The sequence below is a fragment of the Planctomicrobium stercoris genome (assembly GCF_051465655.1).
Lineage (GTDB): Bacteria > Planctomycetota > Planctomycetia > Planctomycetales > Planctomycetaceae > Planctomicrobium.
In genome coordinates this window covers 2,247,299-2,273,162 of the sequence record NZ_CP195791.1, presented here as the reverse complement: position 1 = coordinate 2,273,162, position 25,864 = coordinate 2,247,299, and the positions used below count along the sequence as shown (strand labels likewise).

The following is a 25,864-nucleotide window of genomic DNA, read 5'->3' as shown; positions in this document are numbered from 1 at the left end:
TCTCGTTTCATTTTCATCATTCAGGACAAAGCCCGGCTGATGGCCACTTCCGCTCCCAATGCATTTCTCCCCGTTTTGGACGACATCTACGAAATCCAGACACAGGGCCCCGGTCCACAGGGAGCACTGCCGCTGACTGAAGAGATGCTGCTGGACAGTCCCAGCGGAGACATCTTCGGGATGACACAGTCCGCAGGCATGGGATGGGACCCTCAGCAGCTGCTTCGCGATCAGGTCCTGATTCTCAGCACCATGGGAGGCATCCGGGCGGAAGACGGGCATCCCATCGCTCTGGGTTACCACACCGGACACTGGGAAGTCGGTCTGCTGATGCAGGCAGCCGCCGAGGAACTCAACCGCCTCGAATGCCTGCCGTTCGCCGCGTACGTCTCCGATCCCTGTGACGGTCGTTCGCAGGGAACAACCGCCATGATGGAAAGTCTGGCCTACCGCAACGACGCCGCCGTGGTGATGAAACGCCTGATCCGTTCGCTTCCCATGCGGAAAGGAGTCGTGGGGGTGGCAACGTGCGATAAGGGTCTCCCGGCGATGATGATCGCTGTCGCCTCACAGCACAATCTCCCTTGTATCGTTGTGCCTGGGGGAGTGACGTTGCCCCCGGAGTTCGGTGAAGACACGGGCAAGGTTCAGACGATCGGGGCCCGTTTCGCCCATGGAGATATCGATCTGCTTTACGCTGCGGAGATGGGCTGCCGATCGTGCGGCTCAGCAGGGGGAGGCTGTCAGTTTCTGGGGACCGCAGCGACCTCTCAAGTGGTTTCGGAAGCATTCGGACTCTCCTTGCCCCACACAGCTCTGGCGCCGTCGGGTCAACCGGTCTGGACGGAAGGGGCTGTCCGCTCCGCCCGGGCAGTCGAACGGATGATGAAAAACAAACTCACGATCCGGGACATTCTCACTCCGGATGCGCTGCATAACGCCATGGTGGTGCATGCCGCTTTTGGAGGCTCCACCAATCTCCTGCTGCATATCCCGGCCGTTGCGTTTGAAGCGGGACTGCGACGCCCCACCGTCGATGACTGGAACCGCATCAACCGGCAGACGCCGCGGATCGTCGACGTGCTTCCGAACGGCCCGATCGGACATCCAACGGTGCGTGCGTATCTGGCCGGGGGAGTTCCCGAAGTCATGCTGCACATGCGGGCCCTCAATCTCCTCAAGCTCGATGCACTGACCGGAGAAGGGCGTCCGCTGGGCGACGTGCTGGAGGAGTGGGAACATTCCGAACGGCGAGTCCGATTCCGCGAGCTGCTGCGTGAGAAGGACGGAGTCTCTCCGGATGAAGTCATTCTCCCACCCCCTCGCGCGAAGGAAAAAGGACTTACCAGCACAGTTACTTTTCCGATCGGCAACATTGCCCCGGAAGGCTCTGTCATCAAGAGCACTGCCATCGACCCTTCTGTCGTCGATCCTGATGGCGTCTACCGCAAGCGGGGTCCGGCCCGTGTCTTCACCACCGAAAAAGCAGCTGTCGCTGCGGTGAAAGGGCGGGGCGGGGCACATCAGGTCCAGCCGGGCGACATCCTGGTTCTGATGTGTCGCGGTCCGCTGGGAACCGGGATGGAAGAGATCTATCAGATCACCTCCGCGTTGAAGTTCCTGAAGTGGGGCAAGCAGGTGGCCGTCATCACCGATGCCCGGTTTTCCGGAGTTTCCACCGGGGCCTGCATTGGACACGTCGGCCCTGAAGCACTTGCCGGCGGGCCGATCGGCAAGCTGCGGGACGGGGATCTGATCGAGATTGAAATCGATACACGAAACCTCACCGGCAGCCTGAATTTCGTGGGCACTCCCGAACAGCCGCTGACACCCGAAGAAGGGGCAGCCGTTCTGGCAGCACGTGAACCGGCCATTCCGCTCACTCCCGATCCCGACCTCCCCAACGACACCCGGATGTGGGCACTCCTGCAACAACTCAGCGGCGGCACCTGGGGCGGCTGCGTCTACGACGCGACAGCTCTCGAAAACGCTTTAAAGAAAGCACAAAACTGAACTGGTCTGCCAGACTGTTCGCGGTGAAAATAAGGAGATCAACCACGGAGTCACAGTGACACGGAGAATTTCCATAAAAGTCCAACTCAATTGAATGAGAAGAGAGACAGACATTGATGACCTCTCGATCCTTTCCCTCGATGCCACGGGATGCGTGAACCAAACTGAAATTCACTCCCAGAGAACTCCTCGGTGTCTCCGCGTCTCCGTGGTAAAAACCCGTCTCAACTCACTCAGAAAAGCAAACGCGAAGTGAATGCGTTCTAGTCTGCCGGACAACTCATGTGGAACCCGTTTTCAAAGATCCTCGGACAGCGCACACTGGAGCAGGAGGAATACATCCAGAAGACGCAGGAACTGGTGCAGCGAACACCGCTTCCGGTCATCTGGCTCTTTGGAAAAACCGGCAGCGGAAAGTCCTCGATCATCCGCTACCTGACTGGAGTTGATGCGGTCGAGATCGGAACCGGGTACCAGCCGCAGACTCGCTTCTCGGTGAAGTACGACTTCCCCACGGAAACCGAACCACTCCTGCGCTTCCTCGACACCCGCGGGCTGGGGGAAGTGGAGTATGATCCCGATGAAGATCTGCAGAAGTTCGGAGCAGAGTCTCAGCTGATGATCGTCGTTGTCCGCGCAATGGACCATGCGGTCGACGAGATCGTGAAATCGCTGCGCAAGATTCGACACGAAGCGCCGCGGCGACCGGTCATCCTCGCGCTGACAGCCCTCCATGATGCCTACCCCGGACAACAGCATCCCGAAACCGATCCCTTTGGTCAGGGACCGTTCCCCCTGCCCGAAACAATCCACAACGACCTGCGACGTTCCATCGAACTGCAATACGAACGTTTCAAGGGACTCTTCGACAGGGCGGTGCCCATCGACCTGACGCCGATCGAAGAAGGGTTCGACGACCCCACCTTTGGCGGCGAGCGGCTCAAGACCGCCATCATTGAATCGTTGCCCGCTGCCTATCGACAGACACTGCTGCAGCTGGACGAGGTGGTCGCTCCGCTGAAGGACTACACCTGGAAACAGGCGATGCCGATCATCCTGGGAACCAGCACCCTGGCCGCCACCGCGGCTGCCATTCCGTTACCGTGGGTCGATATTCCTGTCGTCATGGGGATTCAGACCCATCTGGCGTACAAGCTCGCGAAGATTCACCGCCAGAAGCTGGACGCCCGGACCATCGCGCAGGTGACAGGGGGACTGGGGGGGCGGGTCGCTGTTCGCATGGCGATCCGCGAAGGACTAAAATTCATTCCCTGGGTCGGAATGGCCGCCAACGCCGCTGCAGCATTCGCCTATACTTTTGCAGGCGGAATGGTCTGGAACTGGTACTTCACCGAAATCCGGTCCGGGCATGTCCCCACGGAAGCAGAGCTGCGAAACGTCTTTCACAGCCAGCTGCAGCGTGCCACACAGCTATGGAAAACCACCCGCTCGCACTCGGAATAACGTTCGAGGCTGTCAGGAAACTCCAGTCAGCCGGACACTTTGAATCAGATGAATATTAAAAAACTCACGTTGATTCTGGCAGGAACGGGACTGGTCGGCAGCTTGCTGATGGCAGCACTCTTTGTCCCGCTGGAAGGTTCCTTCAGCACGACATCAGACCTTGTTGTCAAAGCTCCCGCGCCCCCTCCCGACGGAATGGTCTGGGTCCCCGGGGGAACGTTTCTAATGGGGAGCGATACCGTCCTTTCTCCCACTGACGAAAACCCCGACCGCCTGAAACGCGATGAATCTCCAGCTCATGAGGTCGAGCTTGATGGCTTCTATATAGACATCACGCCGGTGACGAATCGGCAGTTCGCCCGATTCGTCGACGAGACCGGTTACGTCACATTCGCCGAACGCAAGTTGACCAAAGAAGACTTCGCTGCCCGGGGGACCGATACCTCTGCGTTCCCCTCCGGAGTGATCAATCCCGGCTCAATGTGCTTCAATCCAGCCTTCGACCGGCGTCAGCTTGTCGTGGGTGTTCCACAGTGGGAAATGCAGGTCTGGAAGATCGTGGATGGGGCAGACTGGCGCCACCCGGACGGTCCCGAGTCCAACATCGAGGATCGCATGGATCATCCGGTCGTGCATATTGCCTGGGAAGATGCTCAGGCCTATTGCGACTGGGCCGGAACACGTCTCCCCACGGAAGCAGAATTCGAATACGCCTCGCGCAGCGGCGGAAAAGACTGGAAATACCCCTGGGGAGACGAGTTTCTGCCGGATGGAAAGTACATGGCCAACTTCTGGCAGGGAGAGTTCCCGACCGAAAGAAAGAATGAAGACGGGTTTCTCGTCACCTCTCCGGTGAAATCCTATCCGCCCAATTCGCTGGGCCTGTATGATCTGGCGGGCAATGTCTGGGAGTGGTGTTCCGATTTTTACTCCCCGGACTACTACGCCAGTTCCCCGCGCCGCAATCCGCAGGGCCCCAGCGTCAGCTTCGATCCGCTTCAGCCCGGAGTTGTGCTCCGCGTCCAGCGAGGAGGCTCGTTCCTGTGCAATGTGAATAACTGCACCGGCTACCGCACGCGAGCCCGCGGGAGAGCGGACATCGCCAGCAGCAGCTACCACAACGGGTTTCGCTGCGTCGTCGATTCCAAGATGCTGCCGGAATATTTGAAGAAGCAGGCACGAAATGGGGAGTAGTTGAGAGTCAAGAGACGAGAGTCCAGAGCAGAAAATTCAGGAATTCTCTGGCTCTCGACTCTGGACTCTCAGCTCTCGACTTTCTCCAGCTTGAATCAGGCGAAACCCCTGACCCACCCCGTCCCCCAATTGACGGAACCTTTAACCGTCCGTTACCCTGCCTGCACAGAGAAAGTGTCTGTAACATCTCGACTTGCTCACCGTTTCACCGCGACTGGATTTTCGAATGCCCCCGGGAAAAAATCCCAAACCGGCTGCCGGACAAACTGTTCAAGTGCACGCCGGTGTGAATATGCCGGAGTTTGACGACCTGCCGATCGGAGGCTGGAAGGGGACAGTGCTGGAAACCTCCGGGTCTGGTGCGAAGATGAAGGTCATTCTGGAATGGGATGACGCCACTGCCGCCCTGATCCCCGAAAGCTACCGGTCTCACTGTGATTCCCAGGGATTGCTGCACACCATGGCCTGCCTGCCCGCCAGCGAAGTACAGGTCGTCAGCTGATTTTCCGAAACTCTTCGCGAACTCACCACGAATCTGACACCCGCACAGCCTGCTGCGGGTAGTCCTCGTGGAAGATTGACGAATCCCGCCCGCAGCTTCAGCCACAGTGCGTGGGGACGACGCTCATTTTCCAGCCACGTTCAAGTCCACTCCCGGACGCCCAACCTGTTCCCTGACTCTCCACCTGGAGTGATCGATGATGCTCTCGACGTCCCTGTTGCGAGGCCGGAGTGCCCCTGCCGCGTTCCTGCGGTCGGCTCTCTTACTTTCCCTGTTCTGGACGTCGGTCACTCCGAAGCTGACCTTCGCCCAGTCGGAGACGGACCAGCCGCCCCCCAAACTCGTGCCCGTTCTGGTCTTCAACATTGCCAGCACGGAACGCAGCCTGAACGACATCTCCAACATGTTTCAGGTCGCTGGACGACCGGACATGATCGAGGTGATCGAAGGATTTCTGGGAAGCAAGGCGGGCGACCTGAAGGGTCTCGACCGGTCCCGACCCGTCGGGTACATGCTGTTCCTGGAGCCGACTCTTCCTCCCCGTCCCCGTATGGTGGTCTACCTGCCGGTTGCGGATGAAACGGAACTGATCAACACGCTGCGACTGGGCCCGGCTCCCATTACCGAAGTGGGCGAACACACCTACGAGATCGAGAACCGTGGACGGCGTGGCAAGACCCCGTTGATCGTCCGGGGCGATTACGCATTCATGCTGCCGGCGGGCGAAGGCTTCCTCAAGGATGAAGAATTTCCTGATCCGGAAAAGGTCGCCGGACCACTGGCCTCACGGTATGACCTGTCGATCTCCATCCGTCTGCGCGGCATTCCTCCGCTGATTCGTGAAGTCTTCTCAACGTTCATCACCCAGCAGTTTTCCGCACAGATGCAGCAGCGTGATAACGAACGCAGCGAAGCCTTCGAAGCCAGACGCGCTCAGGGCATGAGCTCCATGCAGTACCTGCAGCAGCTCATTCGCGACGGTGAAGAAATCACAGTCGGTGTCGACGCCACAGAAAGTGGCCGCCGCGCCGTCGTGGAAATCACGACCGATGCCAAGCCGGACAGCGAGTTCGCCAAGTACCTGACCGGAATCGCCGGCAGGCAATCCTACTTCACGCCGTTACTGAATACCGCGCATCCCTTGCAGTTCTCGGTCTCCTGGATGATGGACAAACGCGAAACCGAAGCGGCACTGGGGTATCTGAAGGCCTTTCGACTGTTCCTCAAACGGGAACTGTCAGAGACGTCTGAAGCGACCGTCGACGGTCTGGTTGATGCACTCGAAGCGACCGTCAAACAGCACCACATTGATGCGGTCATTCAGTTCCTGAAGCGGCCCGGGAATCACCTCGTTCTGGTCGGCGGCGTGAAAGTGGTCGGCAGCGAATCGGTCGGCCAGTCGTTCAGAGACATCCTGGCGATCATCAAGGAGCGTGAAGACGGGCACAACATCGAACTGGATATGCATCAGTTCCAGGGAGTTTCGCTCAGCAAGATCCAGGTACGGCGTCAGGACCCCAAGATGATCGAGATCTACGGGCGGGCTCCGGATCTCCTGCTGGGAACGGGTCCGGGAGTGCTCTGGTTTGGATTCGGCGGAGATGACACTCTCAAGGTTCTGGACGAGTCAATCGATGTGGCCACGACAGCTCCGCCTCGTGCCGAGACAGCCACCACAGCTCCGTTTCAGGCCATTCTGCATGCGTCAGCGTGGCTGAAATACGTCGACGAGGACGACCTGAACTCTCCGCAGGGGCAGGTGGTCCAGGAGTCGCTCGGGCCGGACAACGACTCGCTGCGAATCGAAGTGGTCCCGACGGAAACCGGCGCACGCCTGTCACTGCGGTTCGATGAAGGTTTCATCCATCTCGTGGGGGCACTCCTCGCGCAGCTGTACGACAGCACCCAGCTGTAGGGATTTTTGAAATCACCCCTGAGGTGCCACGGTTCTGCGAACCGTGCAGGACGTCAGCACAGTGAATCCGCAGAAGCAACGTCACAGTGTGGCAGATGTCCCGCGATGACGCTGTCTCACTGCTCACAGAGCAGTGGCACGCAATCGCTTCTGTCGTTCAGATCCCTGAACCGGAGTCGAAGATCTCGCTGCGAACCTTGGCCTGCGTGATGTTGCTGTGAGGAGGAACGCTGGTTGTCAGCCAGACGTTTCCACCGATCACCGACCCCTGACCAATGGTCACGCGTCCCAGAATCGTCGCTCCGGCGTAAATGACAACGCCGTCTTCGACAATCGGATGCCGGGCATTTCCTTTCAGCAGCACGCCGTTTTCATCGGTCGGAAACCGCTTCGCCCCGAGCGTGACCGCCTGATAAATGCGGACGTTGGAACCGATCACTGCCGTCTCTCCGATGACAACACCCGTTCCGTGATCGATGAAGAAACTGCCTTGAATCGATGCCCCCGGGTGGATATCGATCCCTGTCAGAGAATGAGCAATCTCCGAAATCATGCGGGCAACGAGAGTGGCCCCCTGAAGAAACAGTTCGTGTGCCATGCGGAAGTGCATGATTGCGGCAATTCCCGGATAGCAGACCAGCACTTCATCCGAGCTGCGGGCAGCCGGATCACCTTTGAACGCAGCTTCAATGTCACTCTCCAGCAGGGCACGCACCGCCGGAAGTCTGGCTGCAAAGTTTCTGACGATCTGTACCGCCTCCTCGCGATGCACGCCTGCTTCGGTCGACTGGTCGTCGAAAAAGTCCAGCTCCAGCAGCACTTCTTCGGCCAGTTCCGACAACGTGACGTCCAGTGTGTGACCGACGAAATAATCGATGTTGCCGTGTGCGGATTCCCGTTCACTCAGACGATTGGGGAAGATCGCGGTGCTGAGCCGGTCGATGATGACCGCCAGACGTTTCTTGGAAGGGAGTCGCTCTTTCCGCCCGCCGCGATGCCGGGCCTGCAGCGACTGCTCCCGCAACGCCCGCAGCTCGGCAACAATCCCATCCACATTCCATTTTTCATCGCTGAGAGGACGCAAATCCGGTTTCACAGTGGACTGGCTCAATCGATGACTCCAAGCACAAGTGTACGAAAAAAGCCAGCACGCCCGAACGGGACGGTCTGGCCTCCATGGTCTGGTCAGCTTCGACGAATGAACTGCCGGAAGCAGTCACCCGATTTTATAACGCAAGTCGCTGAAAAATTCTCGCATGAGTTCGAATTCAACGTCGTGCGGACAACTTTCAGAAGGGGGCTTCACCACAAAAAGACAGCCGCCGGGAACATTGAATCCCGGCGGCTGCAATCATTGAGCGTGTTCAATCAGAACAACTATTCGGCAGTCGGATTCTGCTTGAAAATGAAGTTTTCGAAGCGCCATTCCGAGGTGTTGTTCTCTTCGGTGAAGCTCTGGAACAGTTCGCCCATGAGCTCGTGGAAGCGATTCTGTTGAATCGAATAGAAGTTGTGCTTGCCGTCGCGGCGAGGCTCAATCAGGCCGGCCACTCGCAGCAGTGCGAGGTGATGGCTGACGGCGGGCTGACTTTGTCCCAGTCGCTCACACAGAGCGGAAACGTGCAGCTCTTTTTCCCGTCCGAGAAAGAACAGGATCTTGAGCCGAGTTTCGTCAGCGAGGAGCTTGAAGACCTGTACGAGGTCCTTCTCCAGCTTATGGGACAGTTCCGGAACGCGAGTTTCGCCTGTGGGCAACGCAGGGCGTTCCACATGTCGAGCAACCGGTTCGGTCAATTGCGTGATCATTTCTTCTTCCTGGGGTTTTGGTATCTGGGAACTTCCGGATTGGTCCGGGGGCACCCCTTGCGAGCGTTGCGAAGGGTCACCTTGATCGTTGTTCAAACCCAACCCTTTTCTAATCAACAGGGTCATCGGAAATCCGGACATATTGTCGTAGATCAAGAACGGTCAGGTAAAGATGGAAAATCATGAATATGTTATGAATTCCTGAAAACGGTACTGCTTTCTCTCGGGGAAACTCCCACTCCCGCAACTCCGTTTCAGGCACATCTCCCGAGTCGAAAACCACAAAAACACTGCATTTTCTGCGGTCGCTGGCTCGCACGATCGCTATTATTCGTATAACCGGCCTGCAGGCGATGGACCTTGAAACAGTTCTATAGAATCACCTGGAAGTCGATTTGCCCCTGTCGACAAATTTTTGCGAATCGTCGAGGGCCCAATTTACCCCGCGACAGGGCTCGGATCCACGCCAGAGGGGACCTGCCCGGACAGGTGCAGGTACGAGACGGAATGCAGTAACGCAGCCAGCGGGAGTGCGACAATCTGCCCGACCACCGGAAGTGTCCCCGCGATCACCAGCAACACCAGATGGAGCAGGCACACGCTGGCCGCAACTCCCGGGTTTCGGGTCGTCATCCAAAACGCGTCCTGAAGCGCCCTTGCTGCCGGAGTGTTTCGGTCCACGATGATCGCGGCGAACGGCCACAGCAGAATCATCGCGATCAGGCCCGGCAGGACGAACATCAAGAGTCCCAGGAACGCGAGCGTCCAGAACAGGATCCACGCCACAATCAAACGTCCGATGGCCCCATGTTTCAAAACCAGACCGTGGGCCGACAATGGGTTGTCGCGAGCCATCGCCAGATAGTACCGAAAGTTCCCCACGGTGATCGCGGAGTAGGTGACCGTCATTCCGATCAGGAAGACCACCATGGCGGCCAACAACGCCAACTCGTGATGGGATTCCATCACGACAAATGTGATCCCGCCCATCACCAGTGCTGCCAGGAACGCGCCGGCAGTGGCGAGCAGGTCCACCGCAGCGGCCATCAGGCAACGCGAGAAGTTCCGGGTGTAAACTTCCCATGTGTGCCGCAGGATGGCCGCCACCGAGACTGCGCCCGGGGCAGGGAAGTCAACTTCAGGTGAGGGGGCACCAAACGGATGTTGCTCCTGAAGAGTCGGCCAGGCGGACGGTTCGCCAGAGTCCCCCTCGGTCTCAGGCGCCGTGAACGATCCTTGCTCACTCCGGTCAGGCACCCAGGCCGGCTCCTGACAGACCGGGCAGCGAATCCGCAGGCCCGCTTTCTCATCAGCGGTCCGCAGAAAACTGTCGCATTCCGGACATGCAAATTCGATCGGCACGAGTCTCTGCCAGCGTTCTAACTCATCTGCTTGGTTGCTTCGTCACACACTTGAAGTGTGTCGCAAAACGGACCGGGGTTCAGGATTTCTCGCCAGGGTTCTCTGGCTTTTCACTCGGTTCCTGAGCATCCTCAATGTTGAGCTTGCTCTTCAGGGACTTCAGAATTTTTTCATTCGGAACCTTCTTCGCCTGCTCGGATTCCAGCCCTTTCTTCCAGGCTGCGACTGCCTCTTCGTGACGTCCCACCTTCTCCAGGCAGTCCCCCAGATGATCCATGAGCGTGGCATCACGGATTTTCTCATCCGCAGTCGCTTTCTCCATCTCCGCGACCGCTTCGGGATACTTTCCGAGACGGTAGAGAACCCAGCCCAGACTGTCCTGATAAGCGTGGTTATCCGGCTCTTTCGCCAGAGCTTTCCGGATCATCGCTTCGGCCCGCTCGAGGTTCTTTCCCTGATCCGCGTAAAGGTAGCCCAGGTCATTGTTCGCCTGCGGATTTTCCGGATCGCTGGCGAGGACATCTTCAAGGATCTTCTCACCCCGGGCCATGTCCCCCTGTTCCACATAGATGTTGGAGATGTGGAACCGACACTTCATCACGTGATCTTTGTCGTTCGGAAAGTTCTTGATGAACTGGTCGAATCGAGCAAGCGCTTCATCCCAGCGACGCGCGTGATACAGAACCCAGGCCTCCTGATAGTGGAGCAGGGGCTGATTGGGCTGCACCGCCTGAGCTTCACGAATGGCTGCAATCGCCTGATCGGTCTCGCCATGAATCGCATAGGCGTAGCTCAGCAGGTAGAGAAAGTTCCATCGATCCCGCTGAAGAGTGGAGGATGTGTGCGACTTGGCTTCATTCAGCAGAGCGATCGCTTCTTCAGCACGTTCCGCGTCCAGCAGATGAATCGCCAGTTCGCGGTACAGTGCGGCAGGGGGATCATTCCGCATGGAGATGGCCAGCCTGTAAAAGTGCGAGGCATCCTCCGTGTAGTCTCCTTCGGCTGCCAGTTTGCCCAGCAGGTAGGCGGTCAGGAAGTCGACTTTCGCATCTTCGTCGGTCTCCTGGGTGCGGGCGAACTTCGTCAGCTCGCCAAATGCTTCCTTGTCTTCCTCCAGCGCGGTGATCTCTGCTTCAAAGCGGTTCGCGAGCGCCTGCACGTCGGGAGCCATCTGCTGCAGCGTGGCCTGATCTTCTGCACGCGGAACACTTGAGAACGTCTTCCCAAGGATTCCCAGCAGCTTCTCGGAGTTTTTGTTCTGACGGTAGATCGAGAACATCCCCACGAGACCGCGGGGGTCCGTCACCTCTTTACGCCCGTTGAGATAGAGCGTTTCCGCTCCCGCCAGATTTCCCGAAGACAGAAGTTCGTCCGCCAGGAAGTAACGCAGTGAATCGTTGTGTTCATCCTGCTTGAGCATCGCTTCGAGCTTGGGAATCAGTTCATTTTCCCGCTTCAGATCCGCCAACAGCGATTTCAGCAGGTCATAGGCAGCCCGGCCCCGGGTCTGCAGCTGGGCATCGAAATAGCCCTGCAATTCATCCAGAGCCTTCTGCGAATTCCCGGTCTGTTGAAAGACGGTTGCGAGGTTGTAGCTGTTGAGTCCCGGACGGGATTCCCGATGCTTCGAAGCTTCATCGAACGCCTTCAGGGCGAGTTCCGGGTTTTCCGCTTTCAGAAAGACGTCGCCGAATTCATCAAACATCTGTCCCGGATCGACCAGAACTTTTTTGCGGGTCTCTTCATCCAGCTGGTCGCCGGTCACAGCCTGAAAGACAATTTCGTATTCGGCAGCCGCTTCTTTGAAATTCCCCTGCAGACGGGAATACAGACCAAGGTCCCGATGCAGTGAAAGTTCCCGCAGCGAGTTCTTCTGGCTTCCGGCCAGTTTCATCGCTTCCTGAATCAGGCTCACCCCTTCGCTCACGCGATCCTGCCGGGCGAAGATCGCAGCCATTGCCAGCACGAGCTCATAACCGAGCGGGTTCTTCTCCGCAGCGGTCAAAGCCAGCTTGCGGGCCTGTTCGTTCTCCTGTCGCTGCAGGAGAATTGGCAGTGCGGACTGATAGGGCTCGATGGCAGTCGGATCTTTTTCGATGGCTGCCAGATAGGACGCGAGGGCTGCGGAGAATTCTCCTTTTTCCTGCTGAATGCGACCGGTCATGAAGCGGGCCAGAGCTTCCCCCCTCAGTTTGACGTCGGCACCGGCGGGACGTTCCGGCTGAAATGTCTTCAGCGGCTCATCGCCCGGCTGGAACTCGAGTCCTTCCAGACGACTCGGCTTGACGGCAGCAGGTTTCTCCGGACTGTTTCCGTCGAAGGCCTGGAGCGGCACGCTGGCCGATGCCATCAGTGAAAGCGTGAAGAAGGTGTAACCGCTCCACCCGAGAGTCGTGGGCCGCTGCTGAATCGTCAACTGAACCTCCAGTGTCCGGAATTCCCGTCAGGAAACCTGATCATTCATGGACATCGCTGCCGGTCCATGAAGACGTCTTTTGCACGTCAGTCCGCTCTGCATCGAGAGCGGATCAAATGCGAAACCTGTCTCCGCAGAAGTATAATCGATCACTTTCGAGAGAACCAATGGGGAAATGTCAGCGGACCGTCCGGCAGAACTGGTCGACTCCTCTGGGGGAACAACTGCGAACCCACTGGGGACCAAGGAGATGAAGGATTGTGATTCACCACGGAGTCTCGGTGACACAGAGAATTTTTAACCCGCGAATCGCACGGATCAGGCGAATTTCTTTCAGAGCCCTGACGTGCGGAAAAGCCGGGGCAGGATGATCTGCGAGTTGCACAGTGGCGTTCGCACAATTTGCTGCATCCGCGGCTCTTTTCCCTCTCCGTGTCGCCGTGGCTTGGTGGTTCTCTCCTTCTCTCTCATTCAGCGCAGCACTTACGAAGGTAGACCGCTTGCCCCCAGTTTCTTCAAAAGCTCCTCCGGGCTTTCCGTCCCCTGAATCGTCACCTCCCGGCATTCTTCGAGGTTCCGAAACCAAGTGTGCTGACGTTTTGCGAATTGACGGGTCCGAGTCTGGATCAGGTCGATCATCTCTTCCCGGGATGAGATCAACCCCGACTGGAAATCGATCACTTCGCGATATCCCAGAGCCTGCCGGGCAGTCTTCCCCGGGGGATGTTCCAACACCATCAGCTGTTGGACTTCCTCCTCGAGACCCCGATCCATCATGGCGCTGACCCGACGGTTGATCCTTTCGTACAGCCAGTCCCGAGGGGGATGCAGCCAGTACACATGCTGAGGCCGTTCTTCCAGCGGCAACGGTCGTTCCTGATGCAGCTCCGAAGGGGGAGCGCCGGTCAACGCATGAATCTCCAGTGCGCGGACGAGTCGACGTTCATCATTGGGATGCAGCCGGGCAGCGGTGACCGGATCGACCTGTTGAAGACGTCGATGAAGCCAGTCGGGAGATTCTTTTGCTGCCGACGCCAGCAGTTCCTCGCGAAAGCCCCAGTCCGCTGAAGGACCTTCAAAGACCCCTCGCAACAGCGACCGGAGATACAGCCCGGTTCCTCCCACGAAAATCGGGACGTGCCCCCGCTGGACAATCTGTTCACAGGCTTGAATCGATGCATTCAGAAACTCGGCGGTCGAGTACTCCTGATGAGGCTCGACGATGTCGATCAGATGGTGTGGGATCAGGGCGAGCTCAGCCGGCGCCGGTTTCGCCGTCCCGATGTCCATGTGCCGGTAGATGGCCATCGAGTCCATCGACACAATTTCTCCTCCCAGCCGCTCGGCCAGCAGCAGCGAGAGCGCGGACTTACCGACCGCAGTCGGTCCTGCCAGAAACCAGCAACGTTGCAGTAACTCAGGGGGGAATTTCATGGGGCGGAAGGCAACTTTTGAGGGAAGGTCATTCGAAACTTATATTCGCTGCAACGCGATTCCTAGGCATACGCTCACCGGGACTTCCCCGATCTGTCTTCTAAGAACATCTCCCACGACGTTTTTGAACGAGCAGGAATTCTGGCGGATATTTGCAAAGTGTCGACAATCCGCCGCCACTTTTCCCTTTCTTCGTACAGGAAACACTCGACACAGGATATCTGGTCAGCAGGCAATCCCTGAGCGCAACTTCCGCAGATTTGCCAGTTGCACCCCATTTCTGAAGTTAGAGTTGCCGGACCAGTTTCCCCACTTTTGTGTTTCGATCAGCGGATGTTTTTCGTGGCAACCCTCCTCGCACCTCTCCCCACTTCTCAGGCTCCTTCCTACCGACTTGAAGGAGTGCTCAAACAGGTTCGAAAAAATTACGCCCGCAAGCGGACGATCGCTGTCATGCCGGCCTACAATGCCTCGCAGACACTCCAGAGAACCATCGCGGACATCCCGGAAGGGACGATCGATGAGATCATCGTCGTGGACGACTGCAGCAGCGATGACACTGCCGAAGTGGCCCGCAGCCTCGGCCTGACCGTCATCCGTCATGAGAAGAACGGCGGCTACGGAGCGAACCAGAAGACCTGCTACCAGCATGCTCTGGATCGCGGAGCCGAGCTGGTCGTCATGATTCATCCCGACTACCAGTATGACAGCCGGGTCGTCGGAGCAGCACTGGAGTTTCTTCGACTGGGCATCTGCGACGTCGTCCTGGGTTCCCGGATCCGGACCCGTCGGGAAGCGCTCGATGGCGGTATGCCCGCCTACAAATACATCTTCAATCGTATCCTGACCACCATTGAAAACATCGCCCTCGGACAGAATGTGGGTGACTTTCACAGCGGATTCCGCGCCTACACGCGTGAAGTCCTCACCACGGTCCCCTTTCAAAGAAACTCGAACGACTTCGTCTTCGACAGCCAGTTTCTCGCTCAGGCGGTCCACTTCGGATTTCGAATCGGCGACATTCCCGTTCCGGTCCGCTACTTCGATGAAGCCAGCAGCATCAACTTCCGCCGCAGCGTGACTTACGGCTGTGCCACGCTGAAGGTGCTTGCCGATTTCCATCTGCATCGGGCAGGGATGAAACGTTCGATCCTGTTCGCTCCGAAGATCTGATCCGAGCCGGCAGCTCAATGTCCTGTCCCGGCGGCTTCAGCACAGCGAGCGACTTCCTGTCGAAACTCGTGACGTGCGCGGATCACTTCGCCAAACCGCTGGAGCAGGGGCTCAAGCTGGGCGCTTCGCCAGACTCCACTCCGATCTGAGCTGACGCTCCACGGCTCGAGTGCAGCCTGAAACAGGTCGGGACAAATCCCAATGGCCCCGCGCAGCAACGTCTGACACCAACGCGCTGCACCCGCGTCTGATCGTGTCTGGAAGATCCGCCGCGTCACTTTGAGATAACTCTCCGACAAAGCGTTCGACCAGGGAGCCGGCAAATGGCCCGACCAGAGATCAAAGGGAAACGGAGTGACATCTGACGTCCGCTTCAGAAAGCTGATCAGCCCGGCGTCCAGGTCACTCGCGGACATCACTTCCGCCAGTGCAGTCAGTGATTCCACTCCAATGGACCCGACCTGATTCGAAGCCAGCGCCGCCTTCAGGTTCGCCTCCCACAGCGGGCCGTGCCATGCAACGCCGCGAGAGTCCACCTGTTGAAATCGGACGGCTGCTGCGGTCCAACCGGAAAGCAACATTTCGAGCGAGTCATCGCGCTGAATCTGCGTGATGAGTTCCTGTGGCGTGCTTTGAAAATGATCCACCCAGAACGAGAGTGGCACTCGTTCCAGCAGGCTTCGTCCCCACCAGCTCCGCTGTCCCCACCCCGGGGGAGGCTGAGACGGAATGCCATCCCGCTCCCAGTCCTCGGGCAGTTCCACCGGGAGTTCGCATCGCATTTCCTGGATTCCCCGGGACGTCTCCACCTGATGAAACAGAGTGGCTGCGCGAGCTGACATTCTTTGTGTCAGCTGAGACGTCGGGATCAGGTTCAACAGCTCACAGACAATTTCGCGGACTTTGCTGGATCGATCCCGCATCAGCGATTCCAGAAACGGTTCGTCGTCCGCGTTCAGACCGAATCGCATCTGTTCCAATAGCCGACGCCGTGAATCCCCTTTCTCAGCCGAGAGGTTCTCCTCCAGCAATTCCCGTCCGGCAGAGGGATCGAAGGTCCTCAACGCGCGGACTGCTGCAGCACGTTCGTTCAAGCTCCCCGTTTCAAACGCCCCCCGCAACTCAGCCGTCGACACCCGCGGACCGTCCTCATCGATCCAACGCCATTCCGGATTGAACTGAGCGAGCCAGCGGGCACGATTCCCCAGCGAAGTTCGCAGGTTCTCCCGTCTGGCAGGGTCCTGAGTGTTCAATGCAATCGGCAGGAGCCGGGGCGGAAACGAAACTCCGTGAGACTTCAACACCTCAAGGAATTCGGGAAGAAGGGGAATCGACTGCGCGGTGAGCACCGAGGCCAGAAGCTGCGCGACGCGAGGACTGGGAACTTGCCCGTCATCGGCGGGGGCCTGGTCCAGTAGCGGTACCTGACGAGTTCGGGTCCCGGCGAGTTCATAAACGGCCTGAGCCCCCGCCCGCAGCAGGAGGTGCTGCTCCGGGTTGTCCTGTCCCCGTTGCAGCAGCAGACGATCCGTCGGATCGTCACTGGCACACGGAGGAGGCATCTGCCTGCCTGTGCCGATCAACGCTGCTTTCAAAAGGTCGTTCATGTCTGCGTGTCTGTCTCGAGATGGTAATGCCGTGCTGAAGTGAACTCAGACGGAAGTGAGAGTCCCTTCAAGAACGATGGAAACAAGGATCGCCCGGGTCCCGGTCCACTCGAAGGCCATATCGACGGGAACACCCCCAGTCTCCGCCAGCAACCGCCAAGGTTCCGGGTGAACCAGCGGAACTCCTTCCCCGGAACTGTCACGCAGAAACCATTGGTCCCCGCTGAGTGAAATCGTCGCTTCCTTCAACACGTAAATCCCGCCAGCCAGCCACGGCTGCTGATTCAACTGTTCCGCGAAGTCTTCCAGAACGGACGCCAGTGAAGTTTGCCCCGGCAGTTCACCCCGAAAGGGGACCACGTCATTGCGGTCCAGGCAGCGGGCCCGGCGTCTGACAGCTCCCGGGTAAAACAACAGTTCCCCGGTATGCATCGTGCCGGTGAAGTAGCTCTCACTGAACGGCTGTGAACCGGGTGCGAACTGGAGGATCAATCCAATCTGCCGGGATTGCAGGCCCATCATCCAGGTGCGTTGCACACGCAGTCGATCGTCGTCTTCCTCCTGTTGACCGATCACCACCCAGCGGTCGGAAACTCTCTCACCGGACGATTCCAGTTCCTGCTGACTGACGTTCCAGCCGATCAGCTGTCGCACGTCCGCCTTCAGCCCTGCAGGGAGTTCATCAATTCTGCGATACGCCTCTAACAGCAGCTCCAGTCTCCCCATCCCGTGCAGCAGCCGCTTGGGCCAGTCCCGGGACGAAGCGGGAATTTCCCCGAGCGACCGGATACGATTCGCCAGCCCCCCCGCCTGTGCATCGACGAGTCGCCGGGCCTGCATCTCCCAGGGCGATGTTCCCTCCGCCTCCAGTCCGGCCAATCCGTTTCGCACGAGGTCACACATCCAGACCTCCAGCTGGGCGATTCCCTGATCGATCCGGTCTTCCCGCCGGGCCGCCCGCCTGCGCTGCCCCTCTTCATCCACAGGAGTCGAGGAGGGAAGGGGAGGGGACTTCTTCTGCTGACTTCGCAATCGTCGCTTCGACAGCCAGTCGGCCACCCTTTCAGGGGCATCTTCCCGGGGGATCGATTCCAGTTGTGTTGAAGCCAGCAGCAGCAAAGCCAGAACATGACGACAAGGGCGTTTGCGGCTCGGACAATTGCAGCGATGCGCGAACTCGTGAAGATCCACCGACACGTCGTAGGTGGCGCTCCCCTGACAGCGACCCCACAGGGCTTCCGCACTCATCCCCAGCCCGCTCCACAGCCGCGGCGACATCGACTGTCGTGCCGCCACCAGCGACTTTTCATCTTGAGCCAGCTGAGCAATCTGCTCAAACGAGAGTTGCAACGGAAACCTCTGGAACAGCTTTCAAACGGGAGAGACAGGAAGCATGACCATTGTCACGGAAGCGGTGCATTTCGCAATATCCTGCCCAGAAAAGGGACGGCGACCGCTTGATTCGATCTGGAGAATGTCCAGAGCGAAGAGTCCAGAGTCGAGAGCCAGAAATTCCAGCAACTCATTTGCTCTGGACTCTCGTCTCTCAGCTCTGGACTCCCCCGATTTTGAAAAATGCGGTCGCTGTCCCTGAAAGTGAGTCAGCTATGAATGCACGGTTCCGTACGCAATTCACCATTTCTTGAAACGTCGCTTCAGGCCCCCTACAGACACCGGGAGAGGTTTCCCAGATTCACTTTGCAAGTTGTACAACCGCAGAAACGCCGACCGGTAATTCTTGCCGATTGATCTTGGCGGATTTTTCAGACCAGCCGTATACTCCCCCCCGCCTTGGACGTCAGTTCAACGCACCAAACAGGCTGGTCCGCGATGGTTGCGGTCCTTTTTTCGGCACGCCAGGCATGGAGGCACAGCGTGGAGAGATTTCTTATTGTTGGAGTGGATACGGTCGCTGGTGCTAACCTGGCTGCTTCCTTTGCCGAACATCATCATGTTTCAACCTGGGCATCTGCTGCAGGTTACGAAATTGCACACTGCGAGGCGATCGACGCCGCTCTGGCCCCTCCGCAGGTCATTGCTGCCGCACAGCCAACCTGTCTGATCTACTGCGGCGCCGCTGCCCGGTCTGCCTGGGAACCAGAAACAAAAGCCCTGACCAACGACGACATGGTCAGCCAGGCCGAGATCTGGTCCGCTGCCGCCAAAAAGGCGAACGTCCGGTTAACCATGATCTCCTCGGATGCTGTATTCTGCGGCCCGTGGATGTTTCATGATGAAAACAGCCATGGCATCTGCCCCAGCTACCAGTCGCAGGCGATTCGCGCTGCGGAACTGCAGGTCCTGGAAAACTGCCCGGAAGCCTTGATCATCCGCACCAACACCTTCGGCTGGTCCGCCGGCGAAGGGTCCGGCTGGGTCGAATCTCTGCTCAAGAGCGTGGAAACCAAACGCTTTGTCCAGCAGGATCACATCCGTCACGCCACCCCGATTCTGGCCACCGACCTTGCGGAAATCGTTCGTCGTGCCTGCCAGGAAGGACTCACGGGAATCTATCACGCTGCCGGCGCGGAACGGGTCAGCCCGCTCTCATTCACCCAGCGGCTGGCTGATCAGTTCGAACTCCCCTGGCTGGCCGTTCGACGAGAATCTTCTCTCACGGAAGCCCCACAAGGGTTCAGCGAAGGGGAATGCTCGCTGCAGACCAAACAAATCCGCAAGGACCTGTGCGTGGCGATGCCGCTGCTCTCCGAAGGACTCAAGCGACTGCACGAGCAGTCGCGAAATGGATATCGCGAGAAGCTCCGCCCGCAGACACAGAAGTCTCAGGCGCGTCGCGCAGCGTGAAGTCCGACATACCGAGATTGGGTCAGGCAGGCCCGCCACGATGCGTGGCGGGCCTTTCTCATTGTCCACTTCGAACGAACGTTCTCGACGGGCTGCAATCCTGTCTTATGATGACCTGAAATGAACCCATATTTCCGCCACAGACTGATGAAGACGACTGGGAGTTTCCACATGTTTTCGCGACTGGCCTGCCTGATAGCACTGACTCTGATTCCGTTTCACGTCGCCCACGCGGACGACAAAGAAAAGAAGTGCGAACCACAGCAGTTCCTCGGAACCTATCAGATCATTTCCGGAGAAAAGGACGGTGCGAAACTTCCCGAGGACCGTCTGCAGCAGGTGAAAGCCATCATCCGAAAGGACTCGATCCTCACCTACGACAAAGGCGAGAACGAAATCTACGTCGCCAGCTACTCACTGACCCCCGACAAAGATGCCTGCCATCTCTCGATGAAGAGCATCCGCCCACCCAAGCAGGGGGGAGTCTCCGCCTCTGGCCTGATCAAGCTGGAGGGCGACAAGGTGTATCTGATCTACGCACTTCCGGACGGAGAGCAGCCGACCGAGTTCAAGACCAAAGAGAAACAGCACATGTTCATCATGCGAAAAACCAGCGACGACACCGGCGAATCCGACCAGTAATCCAGACTCGATCCGGAGTTGATTCTGATCGGAGAAAGGATTTGAACCACGGAAGGAAATTCCAAAAGTTTTAAACCGCGAATCTCGCGAATTCAGCGAATCATAAAATAAAGAATTCGCTGTATTCGCTTCATTCTCGGTTCTCAATCTTCTTCCGTGTTTTCCGTGCCTTCCGTGGTTCCATATCTTCTCCCCGAACGTATGACGAGGTGTATCACACGGAGAAGCGATGCTGCGTCACCTGGCGGTAGGTTTCACCTGGCTGCAGGATCGTCGAGGGGAACGACGGCTGGTTAGGGGAATCCGGAAAGTACTGGCATTCCAGACAGAAGGCTTCGAACTGACGGGCTCCCCCTGTCGAAATTGAGCCGTCGAAGTGGTTGGCGGTGTAGAGCTGGACCCCGGGTTCGGTGGTGAGCACTTCCATAATGCGGCCGGAAGAGGGGTCTTTCACAGTCGCTGCCAGTCGAAGTGACTTGTCCCAGTCTCGAACGACGAGGCAATTGTCGTAACCGCCGTTGGTCTTGCTCAGATCCTGTCCGATTGGGTGGGATGACCGGAAATCAAACGGCGTCCCTGCGACGTCGACGATCTTGCCGGTGGGGAGCATGTTCTCGTCCACCTCCAGAAATTGATCCGCGTTCAGCTGCAGCTCGTGGTCAAGCACGGGACCCTGTGTTACCAGATTCCAGTAGGCGTGATTGGTCAGATTGACGATCGTCGTGGCATCACACGTGGCAGCGTATTCCAGAGTCAACGTCGATCCAGTCAGCCGGTAGGTCATGCTGACCTGCAGGTTCCCGGGGTAGCCGTCTTCGCCGTCCGGGCTGAAGGTGGTAAACGTGACTGCATCGTCACCAGCCTGAGCTTCCCATTGCCGATACGTCAGTCCGCGCAGGCCTCCATGCAGGTGATTGGGGCCGAGGTTCGTCGCCAGCTCGTAAGGTTTCCCCAGAAGTTCAAACCGCCCCTGGCCAATCCGGTTGGCGAATCGACCGACGGTGGCTCCGAGATAACTGGAATTGGTGCGATAGGTTTCAAACGACTCACCTCCGACGACAACGTTTCCCAGCTTTCCATCGCGATCCGGAACGGATAAGGAAACCAGAGTGGCCCCCAGATCGGAGACCTTCATCACAATGGAATCATTTTGAAGCGTGAAGAGTCGAAGATCTTCACCGGTCTCCGTACGGCCCCAGACAGTTTCCTGAACCGACATACGATCACTTTCCGTTCGTCTATTTTGAATCGGGAGAAATGCCTGTTCCACCGAACAGTATGAAGTCCTCTCATTAGCCCCTGTCTCAGGGGAATGTAGCGGCGATTCAGCGAGATTTGTCGTTCGAAAGCTGTGTTGATCGCCGCCAGAACGCCACACTGTCGTGATGTTCGCATTAGAACTTCGGGACTTCGACCTTCGCGGTCCCGTCGTAGTAGCGCGGGTCATGGAAATGATCTGCCAGTCTGAAGCCGAATCCCCAGCCTTTTTCCTGCTCCGCCCGACGGGCCCAGGGGGTGCCGGGATGATTCTTGATCACCTCGTCGTAAAGTTCCAGCGCTTTGGCCTTCTGCTTTTCCAGTTCCGCCATGTCCACTTTAGAGGCTTTCACTTCCTCTTCCGATGGAGCCAGCATCTCCTGAACGTTGTGCAGGTTCCACACGTTCGACTTCGGGTTCGATGGATTTGGATTTTCCCGCTCGTGAAGATTCAGGGTCAGCAGATACTGGAACTGGCGAACGCGGTAACAGAGCAGCTGCGCGTACGCGAGGTCGTACGCCGCCCGCCAGCGTGGTTCCGTCTCCTTGGCACGCAACGGTTCGACTTTCTCGAGAATTCGAATCCCTTCATTAAGCTTCGCCAGTGCCCGAAGACAACGGCTGAAGTTCGTCTGCTTCTGCTTGAGAAACTCCGCCTTGTCCATGGACCAGTGATCGCGCCGCAAATTCAGCTCGCCATCGAGATGCGGATTCAGAGCGACAATGACCTGCCAGATCGTCTTCCGAAATTCACTTTTCCCCCGCTGGGTCTCGTATTGTCGACGCGAGACCAGCAGGGGTTCGTATTCCTTCATGGCAAGGTCGTCATACTTGCGATTCCCCTGCGCATCCCGGCCGACGAGATCTTTTTCCTCACCAGAGAGCATGAAGAAGATGCCCCCGGATTCCTTGGCCAGCCGCACCTGGCCATAAGGCCCAAAGCCACTGGATGCTGAATCCCAACGTCCCCCCAGTCCATCGTATTGCAGGCATTCCGGGAATTCGGTCTCCGGACCTCGGTCGACGCGCGGCCAGTGGGGCAGGCCGGTCGCGGGATCGACCCAGAGTACGTGCGCGTATGGATAGCCGAAGATCGCCTCACGCCCCATGAAGTACACAGGAGATTTGAACTTCTCCGACTTCGCAACCGCATCTTCCAGCAGGTTGTCGTCATCACCCGTTTCATCGGTTACAACAATGAGAATCAGCTTCCGCTTCTCACGGCTGGTTCCCGGACCGTATTCATCCAGAGTCTTGATAATCGCGGCGTAGGTATTTTCCTTGCCGGACTCATCATCGCTCACCGAGGCGATTGCCTTTTGAATTGCTGCGATATCCCCTGTTGGACCGGGCAGCAGCTTTTTGACGTCGGCCCCGAAGCTGCAGATCATGGTATCGAGCGGCGAAACCTTCATGTTTCGCGACTTCGCTTCGGTCTGCGCAATTCTCAGTTCTTCATAAATCTTGTTGAAGTTCGCACTGATTTCTTTGCGGTCGTCACGCAGGCTGATGGAAGCATCGAACAGCCACACCACCGTCACGGGTTCTTTCCGCATGACGCGGAAGAGTTCCTGGGTCATGCGTCCCATGGCGGCCCCATAGCCTTCGACGCGAGCACCGGTCTCGCCTTTGACTTCTCCTTCGCCCAGGTCCATTCCCAATTCGCCGACCCCGGGGATGGAGATGTCTCCAATCGTGGCGACACTCAGTGCCGGACCCTTCATCACTTCGGAGGAAGCGATCTTGGCCTGCCCGACTGCCTGCGTCGCGGCAGAACCGATCGAGGTGGTGACCATTCCGCCGGACTGAGTCGACAGGCTTGTCGAGACGCGGGTGTCGATACTCAGGTCCTGATCGAACTGCTGCTGTGAACGTTCGTCAGCAATGACCGTTTCGACCGCAACAGATTCCGGGGCGACATAAGTACTGAACTTATAAAACGCCAGTGCCGCCAGCGCCACGGAATGGATCAGGGCGGAGATCGCCAGCGACGGTCCCCCCTGGTTCCGCACAAAAGTCCACATGTTTCCCATGATATGCCCGATTGCAAAATGGAAGTGAGAACGAAGAAATTGAGATCAGGATATGACAACAGCTGCCCGAGAAGCAGCTGTTGAATGGATTCAGAGTTTCGGAAGTTCCCGTTTCGGGGCGACAGGTCGTTTCTTGGCTTCCTCCCTGCGATTTTCTTCATCAGCGAGCAGCAGGCGGGCCACCTCTTCATCGGACCCCCGCAGCTGATCACTTCCTGGAATCGGTTGGCTGAATTCTTCCCAGGACCAGCCCATTTCCGTGCTCAATTCGCGTTCGGCAAGCATTGCCCAGGGAGTCCCGGGATGCTCATCCACTACACGACGGAGATAAACTTTTGCCTGCTCAGCCGCCTTCCGCATTTCAGGTCCGCTTTCAATCTTGTCTGAGGGGACCAGTCGCCACATGTTGCCTTTGTCAGTCGTGAATGCCTTCGGCGAAACTTTCATGTTCGCCAGCATCAGATTGTACCCCGCGTACCGGACACGCATGGCAAGAATTCTTCCCATGGCGAGATCGAATGCCGCTCGCCAGCGTTCTTCAGTCAGTTTATCCCGACCCTGTTCACCGATCTTGAGACCTTCGTACAGGCGTCTGAGCGGGACGTCGACTTCAGCGACCGGCTTCTGGGCTTCTCCCAGATCGGTGCGAAGGATGTTGTCGTTGTAAGCCCGGAACTCCAGCGCCGGAGAGGGGAGGGAATCCAGGTACGTCATCCGCGCCACGTTCACCAGCGCGGACTTCGCGATATTCTTGGAGATCTCCTGTTCCTGAATCCGCACAGGCCGATAGTCCGGAGCATATCGACGCATGATGGACCGATCGAAAGCATACCCCTTGCTGTCTTCCGTGATCAGATACAGGCCGTTGGTCTCAGCACACAGGCGTGTCAACGCATAGGGGCCGTAACTGGCGGACATCTGGTTCAGCTTCCAGTCCGCGGGGCTTCCGATGAACGGCAGCTGAACGCCGTCCGGAAACGCCGATTCCGGTCCCTGATCGACAGGAATATCCGCGACAAATCCATCCGGCGCGGTGTATCGGACATAGCCTTTTTCACGCCCGAAGATGGCGGCGTTTCCGATTGTGTAAACCTTGGTCTGCGTCCGCTTCGCAAGAGTGATCACGTCTTCCAGGTACTGCTCGGCATCGTCACCACGTTCATCGGTAACGATGAACACCAGTCGGTTCCAATGACCGCGATTGCGTTCCCAGTTTTTGTACTTCTCCAGCACGAGCTTGAGAGTTCCAAAGACATATTCTTTGCCCGACTCATCCTTCTTGATGTCGTTTCGGACAATATTGCTGAGCTTGGCCACATCCTGAATCGGTTCAGAAGTATGGATCGCTGGCTTTTCTCCGTAGCTGGCCACCACCGAATAAAGACCATCGGTCTTTCCCTGAGCTCCCAGCTGCTTGTAGATATTGTCGAAGCGGTCCGCGATCGCTTCCCGTCGGGATTCCAGCGATCCCGAGGCGTCGAAGAGCCAGATCACCAGCGTGCGACGGTCTTTCAAAGACTGCTGAATTTCAAAGGCAATCCGGTCCATCGCGCCGGTCACACCGCCCGGGGCATCGTCACTGTTCCCTTTCTGCCCCTGCATGATCGCAGCAACACTGACCCCCTCCATCGCCAGCCCTGGACCTTCAGAAATGGAAGGAATTTCCGGGTTCAGAATCGTTTCCAGCTTTTCCTTCAGCGGAACGTCGCGACCTGGCGCGGTCACCTGCATGGAACCGGAGGCCAATCCTATGCCGCCGCCGGCTTGAGAACCGACCTGGTCACCTGAAGACCGATCCGAAAATGTGAGCTGCTCCTGATCGGGCAGGTCAGCCAGATCGCTGATGATGGTGCTCATTTCGGTCGTCTGCGCCTGCTGCATGACAACGAAATGCAAGGAGGCCAAAACCGAAAGATTGACGATGAGGCTGATCCCCCAGGCGGGCAAATCTTTCGTAAACTTCTCCATTCCGCACTCCTCAACTCTGAGATTGCTTTAAGGCATTTGATTCTAAGGCTTTGTCGTCGCTAAATCAATTCTGGCATCAGCCAACATGAATCGGTCCCCCCCCGCCCTCAACGCTTTGCCAGACTCGAGATTTCCGCCCGGCAACCCCATCTGCGAAAAAACGGTGGAGTCTCTCTTTGATTAACCTGCAGAAGGTGGAAAAACTTCGCCCGGAGTTTAAAAAATGGAAGACATGCAGGAAACTTTCAAAATCGCATTCAACTGGCATGCGAC

18 protein-coding genes are annotated in these 25,864 nt (G+C 57.8%); 8 read left to right on the top strand and 10 right to left on the bottom strand.

Annotated features, from left to right (window positions below):
• Positions 1–39 precede the first annotated feature (39 nt).
• The 5 genes from SH661x_RS09445 (at position 40) to SH661x_RS09425 (ending at position 7,088) form a co-directional block, all read left to right on the top strand.
• Positions 40–2,013 (top strand): YjhG/YagF family D-xylonate dehydratase, encoded by a 1,974-nt coding sequence (locus SH661x_RS09445; RefSeq protein ID WP_437230302.1) that lies wholly within the window; start codon positions 40–42, stop codon positions 2,011–2,013.
• 282 nt (positions 2,014–2,295) lie between these two features.
• The gene (locus tag SH661x_RS09440) at positions 2,296–3,477 is read left to right on the top strand and encodes a GTPase family protein (RefSeq protein WP_437230300.1); all 1,182 of its coding nucleotides are present in this window, start codon (positions 2,296–2,298) and stop codon (positions 3,475–3,477) included.
• Between the two features lie 48 nt (positions 3,478–3,525).
• Positions 3,526–4,671, top strand: coding sequence for a formylglycine-generating enzyme family protein (locus SH661x_RS09435; protein WP_437230298.1), 1,146 nt, complete (start codon positions 3,526–3,528; stop codon positions 4,669–4,671).
• Positions 4,672–4,897: 226 nt separating this feature from the next.
• On the top strand, positions 4,898–5,173 hold the full coding sequence (locus tag SH661x_RS09430) for a hypothetical protein (protein ID WP_437230296.1): 276 nt from the start codon (positions 4,898–4,900) through the stop codon (positions 5,171–5,173).
• 196 nt (positions 5,174–5,369) lie between these two features.
• Complete coding sequence (locus tag SH661x_RS09425) at positions 5,370–7,088, top strand: hypothetical protein (protein WP_437230294.1); 1,719 nt, start codon at positions 5,370–5,372, stop codon at positions 7,086–7,088.
• Positions 7,089–7,245: 157 nt separating this feature from the next.
• Here the strand turns inward: SH661x_RS09425 and epsC are convergent, their stop codons facing one another.
• The 5 genes from epsC to miaA all read right to left on the bottom strand — a co-directional run bounded on the left by epsC (position 7,246) and on the right by miaA (position 14,106).
• Positions 7,246–8,199, bottom strand: a complete 954-nt coding sequence (gene epsC / locus SH661x_RS09420) for a serine O-acetyltransferase EpsC (protein WP_437230292.1) — start codon at positions 8,197–8,199, stop codon at positions 7,246–7,248.
• A gap of 266 nt (positions 8,200–8,465) precedes the next feature.
• Positions 8,466–8,894, bottom strand: coding sequence for an ArsR/SmtB family transcription factor (locus tag SH661x_RS09415; protein ID WP_437230290.1), 429 nt, complete (start codon positions 8,892–8,894; stop codon positions 8,466–8,468).
• A 438-nt stretch (positions 8,895–9,332) separates the two neighbouring features.
• Entirely contained in the window at positions 9,333–10,256 is a 924-nt protein-coding gene (locus SH661x_RS09410; RefSeq protein ID WP_437230288.1) for a hypothetical protein, read from the bottom strand.
• Positions 10,257–10,335: 79 nt separating this feature from the next.
• Positions 10,336–12,672, bottom strand: coding sequence for a tetratricopeptide repeat protein (locus SH661x_RS09405; RefSeq protein WP_437230286.1), 2,337 nt, complete (start codon positions 12,670–12,672; stop codon positions 10,336–10,338).
• A gap of 483 nt (positions 12,673–13,155) precedes the next feature.
• Positions 13,156–14,106 (bottom strand): tRNA (adenosine(37)-N6)-dimethylallyltransferase MiaA, encoded by a 951-nt coding sequence (miaA, locus tag SH661x_RS09400; RefSeq protein ID WP_437230284.1) that lies wholly within the window; start codon positions 14,104–14,106, stop codon positions 13,156–13,158.
• Positions 14,107–14,559: 453 nt separating this feature from the next.
• Between miaA and SH661x_RS09395 the strand changes: the two genes are divergently transcribed.
• Complete coding sequence (locus SH661x_RS09395; RefSeq protein ID WP_437231182.1) at positions 14,560–15,279, top strand: glycosyltransferase family 2 protein; 720 nt, start codon at positions 14,560–14,562, stop codon at positions 15,277–15,279.
• A 14-nt stretch (positions 15,280–15,293) separates the two neighbouring features.
• Here SH661x_RS09395 and SH661x_RS09390 read toward each other — a convergent pair whose 3' ends face one another.
• A complete protein-coding gene (locus tag SH661x_RS09390) occupies positions 15,294–16,886 on the bottom strand; it encodes a DUF5691 domain-containing protein (RefSeq protein ID WP_437230282.1) in 1,593 nt (530 codons plus the stop codon).
• 45 nt (positions 16,887–16,931) lie between these two features.
• Positions 16,932–18,236: an SWIM zinc finger family protein gene (locus SH661x_RS09385; protein WP_437230280.1), complete on the bottom strand. Its 1,305-nt coding sequence runs from the start codon at positions 18,234–18,236 to the stop codon at positions 16,932–16,934.
• Positions 18,237–18,761: 525 nt separating this feature from the next.
• Here SH661x_RS09385 and SH661x_RS09380 point away from each other — a divergent pair.
• Together SH661x_RS09380 and SH661x_RS09375 are read left to right on the top strand one after the other, a co-directional pair.
• A complete protein-coding gene (locus tag SH661x_RS09380) occupies positions 18,762–19,691 on the top strand; it encodes a sugar nucleotide-binding protein (protein ID WP_437230278.1) in 930 nt (309 codons plus the stop codon).
• A 171-nt stretch (positions 19,692–19,862) separates the two neighbouring features.
• A complete protein-coding gene (locus SH661x_RS09375) occupies positions 19,863–20,333 on the top strand; it encodes a TIGR03067 domain-containing protein (RefSeq protein WP_437230276.1) in 471 nt (156 codons plus the stop codon).
• A gap of 214 nt (positions 20,334–20,547) precedes the next feature.
• Here the strand turns inward: SH661x_RS09375 and SH661x_RS09370 are convergent, their stop codons facing one another.
• The 3 genes from SH661x_RS09370 to SH661x_RS09360 all read right to left on the bottom strand — a co-directional run bounded on the left by SH661x_RS09370 (position 20,548) and on the right by SH661x_RS09360 (position 25,591).
• Positions 20,548–21,552 carry an aldose epimerase family protein gene (locus SH661x_RS09370; protein ID WP_437230274.1) on the bottom strand — a complete coding sequence of 335 codons (1,005 nt, stop codon included), beginning with the start codon at positions 21,550–21,552 and terminating at the stop codon, positions 20,548–20,550.
• Between the two features lie 175 nt (positions 21,553–21,727).
• Positions 21,728–23,614 carry a vWA domain-containing protein gene (locus SH661x_RS09365; protein WP_437230272.1) on the bottom strand — a complete coding sequence of 629 codons (1,887 nt, stop codon included), beginning with the start codon at positions 23,612–23,614 and terminating at the stop codon, positions 21,728–21,730.
• Between the two features lie 99 nt (positions 23,615–23,713).
• Complete coding sequence (locus tag SH661x_RS09360; protein ID WP_437230270.1) at positions 23,714–25,591, bottom strand: vWA domain-containing protein; 1,878 nt, start codon at positions 25,589–25,591, stop codon at positions 23,714–23,716.
• Positions 25,592–25,864: the final 273 nt, after the last annotated feature.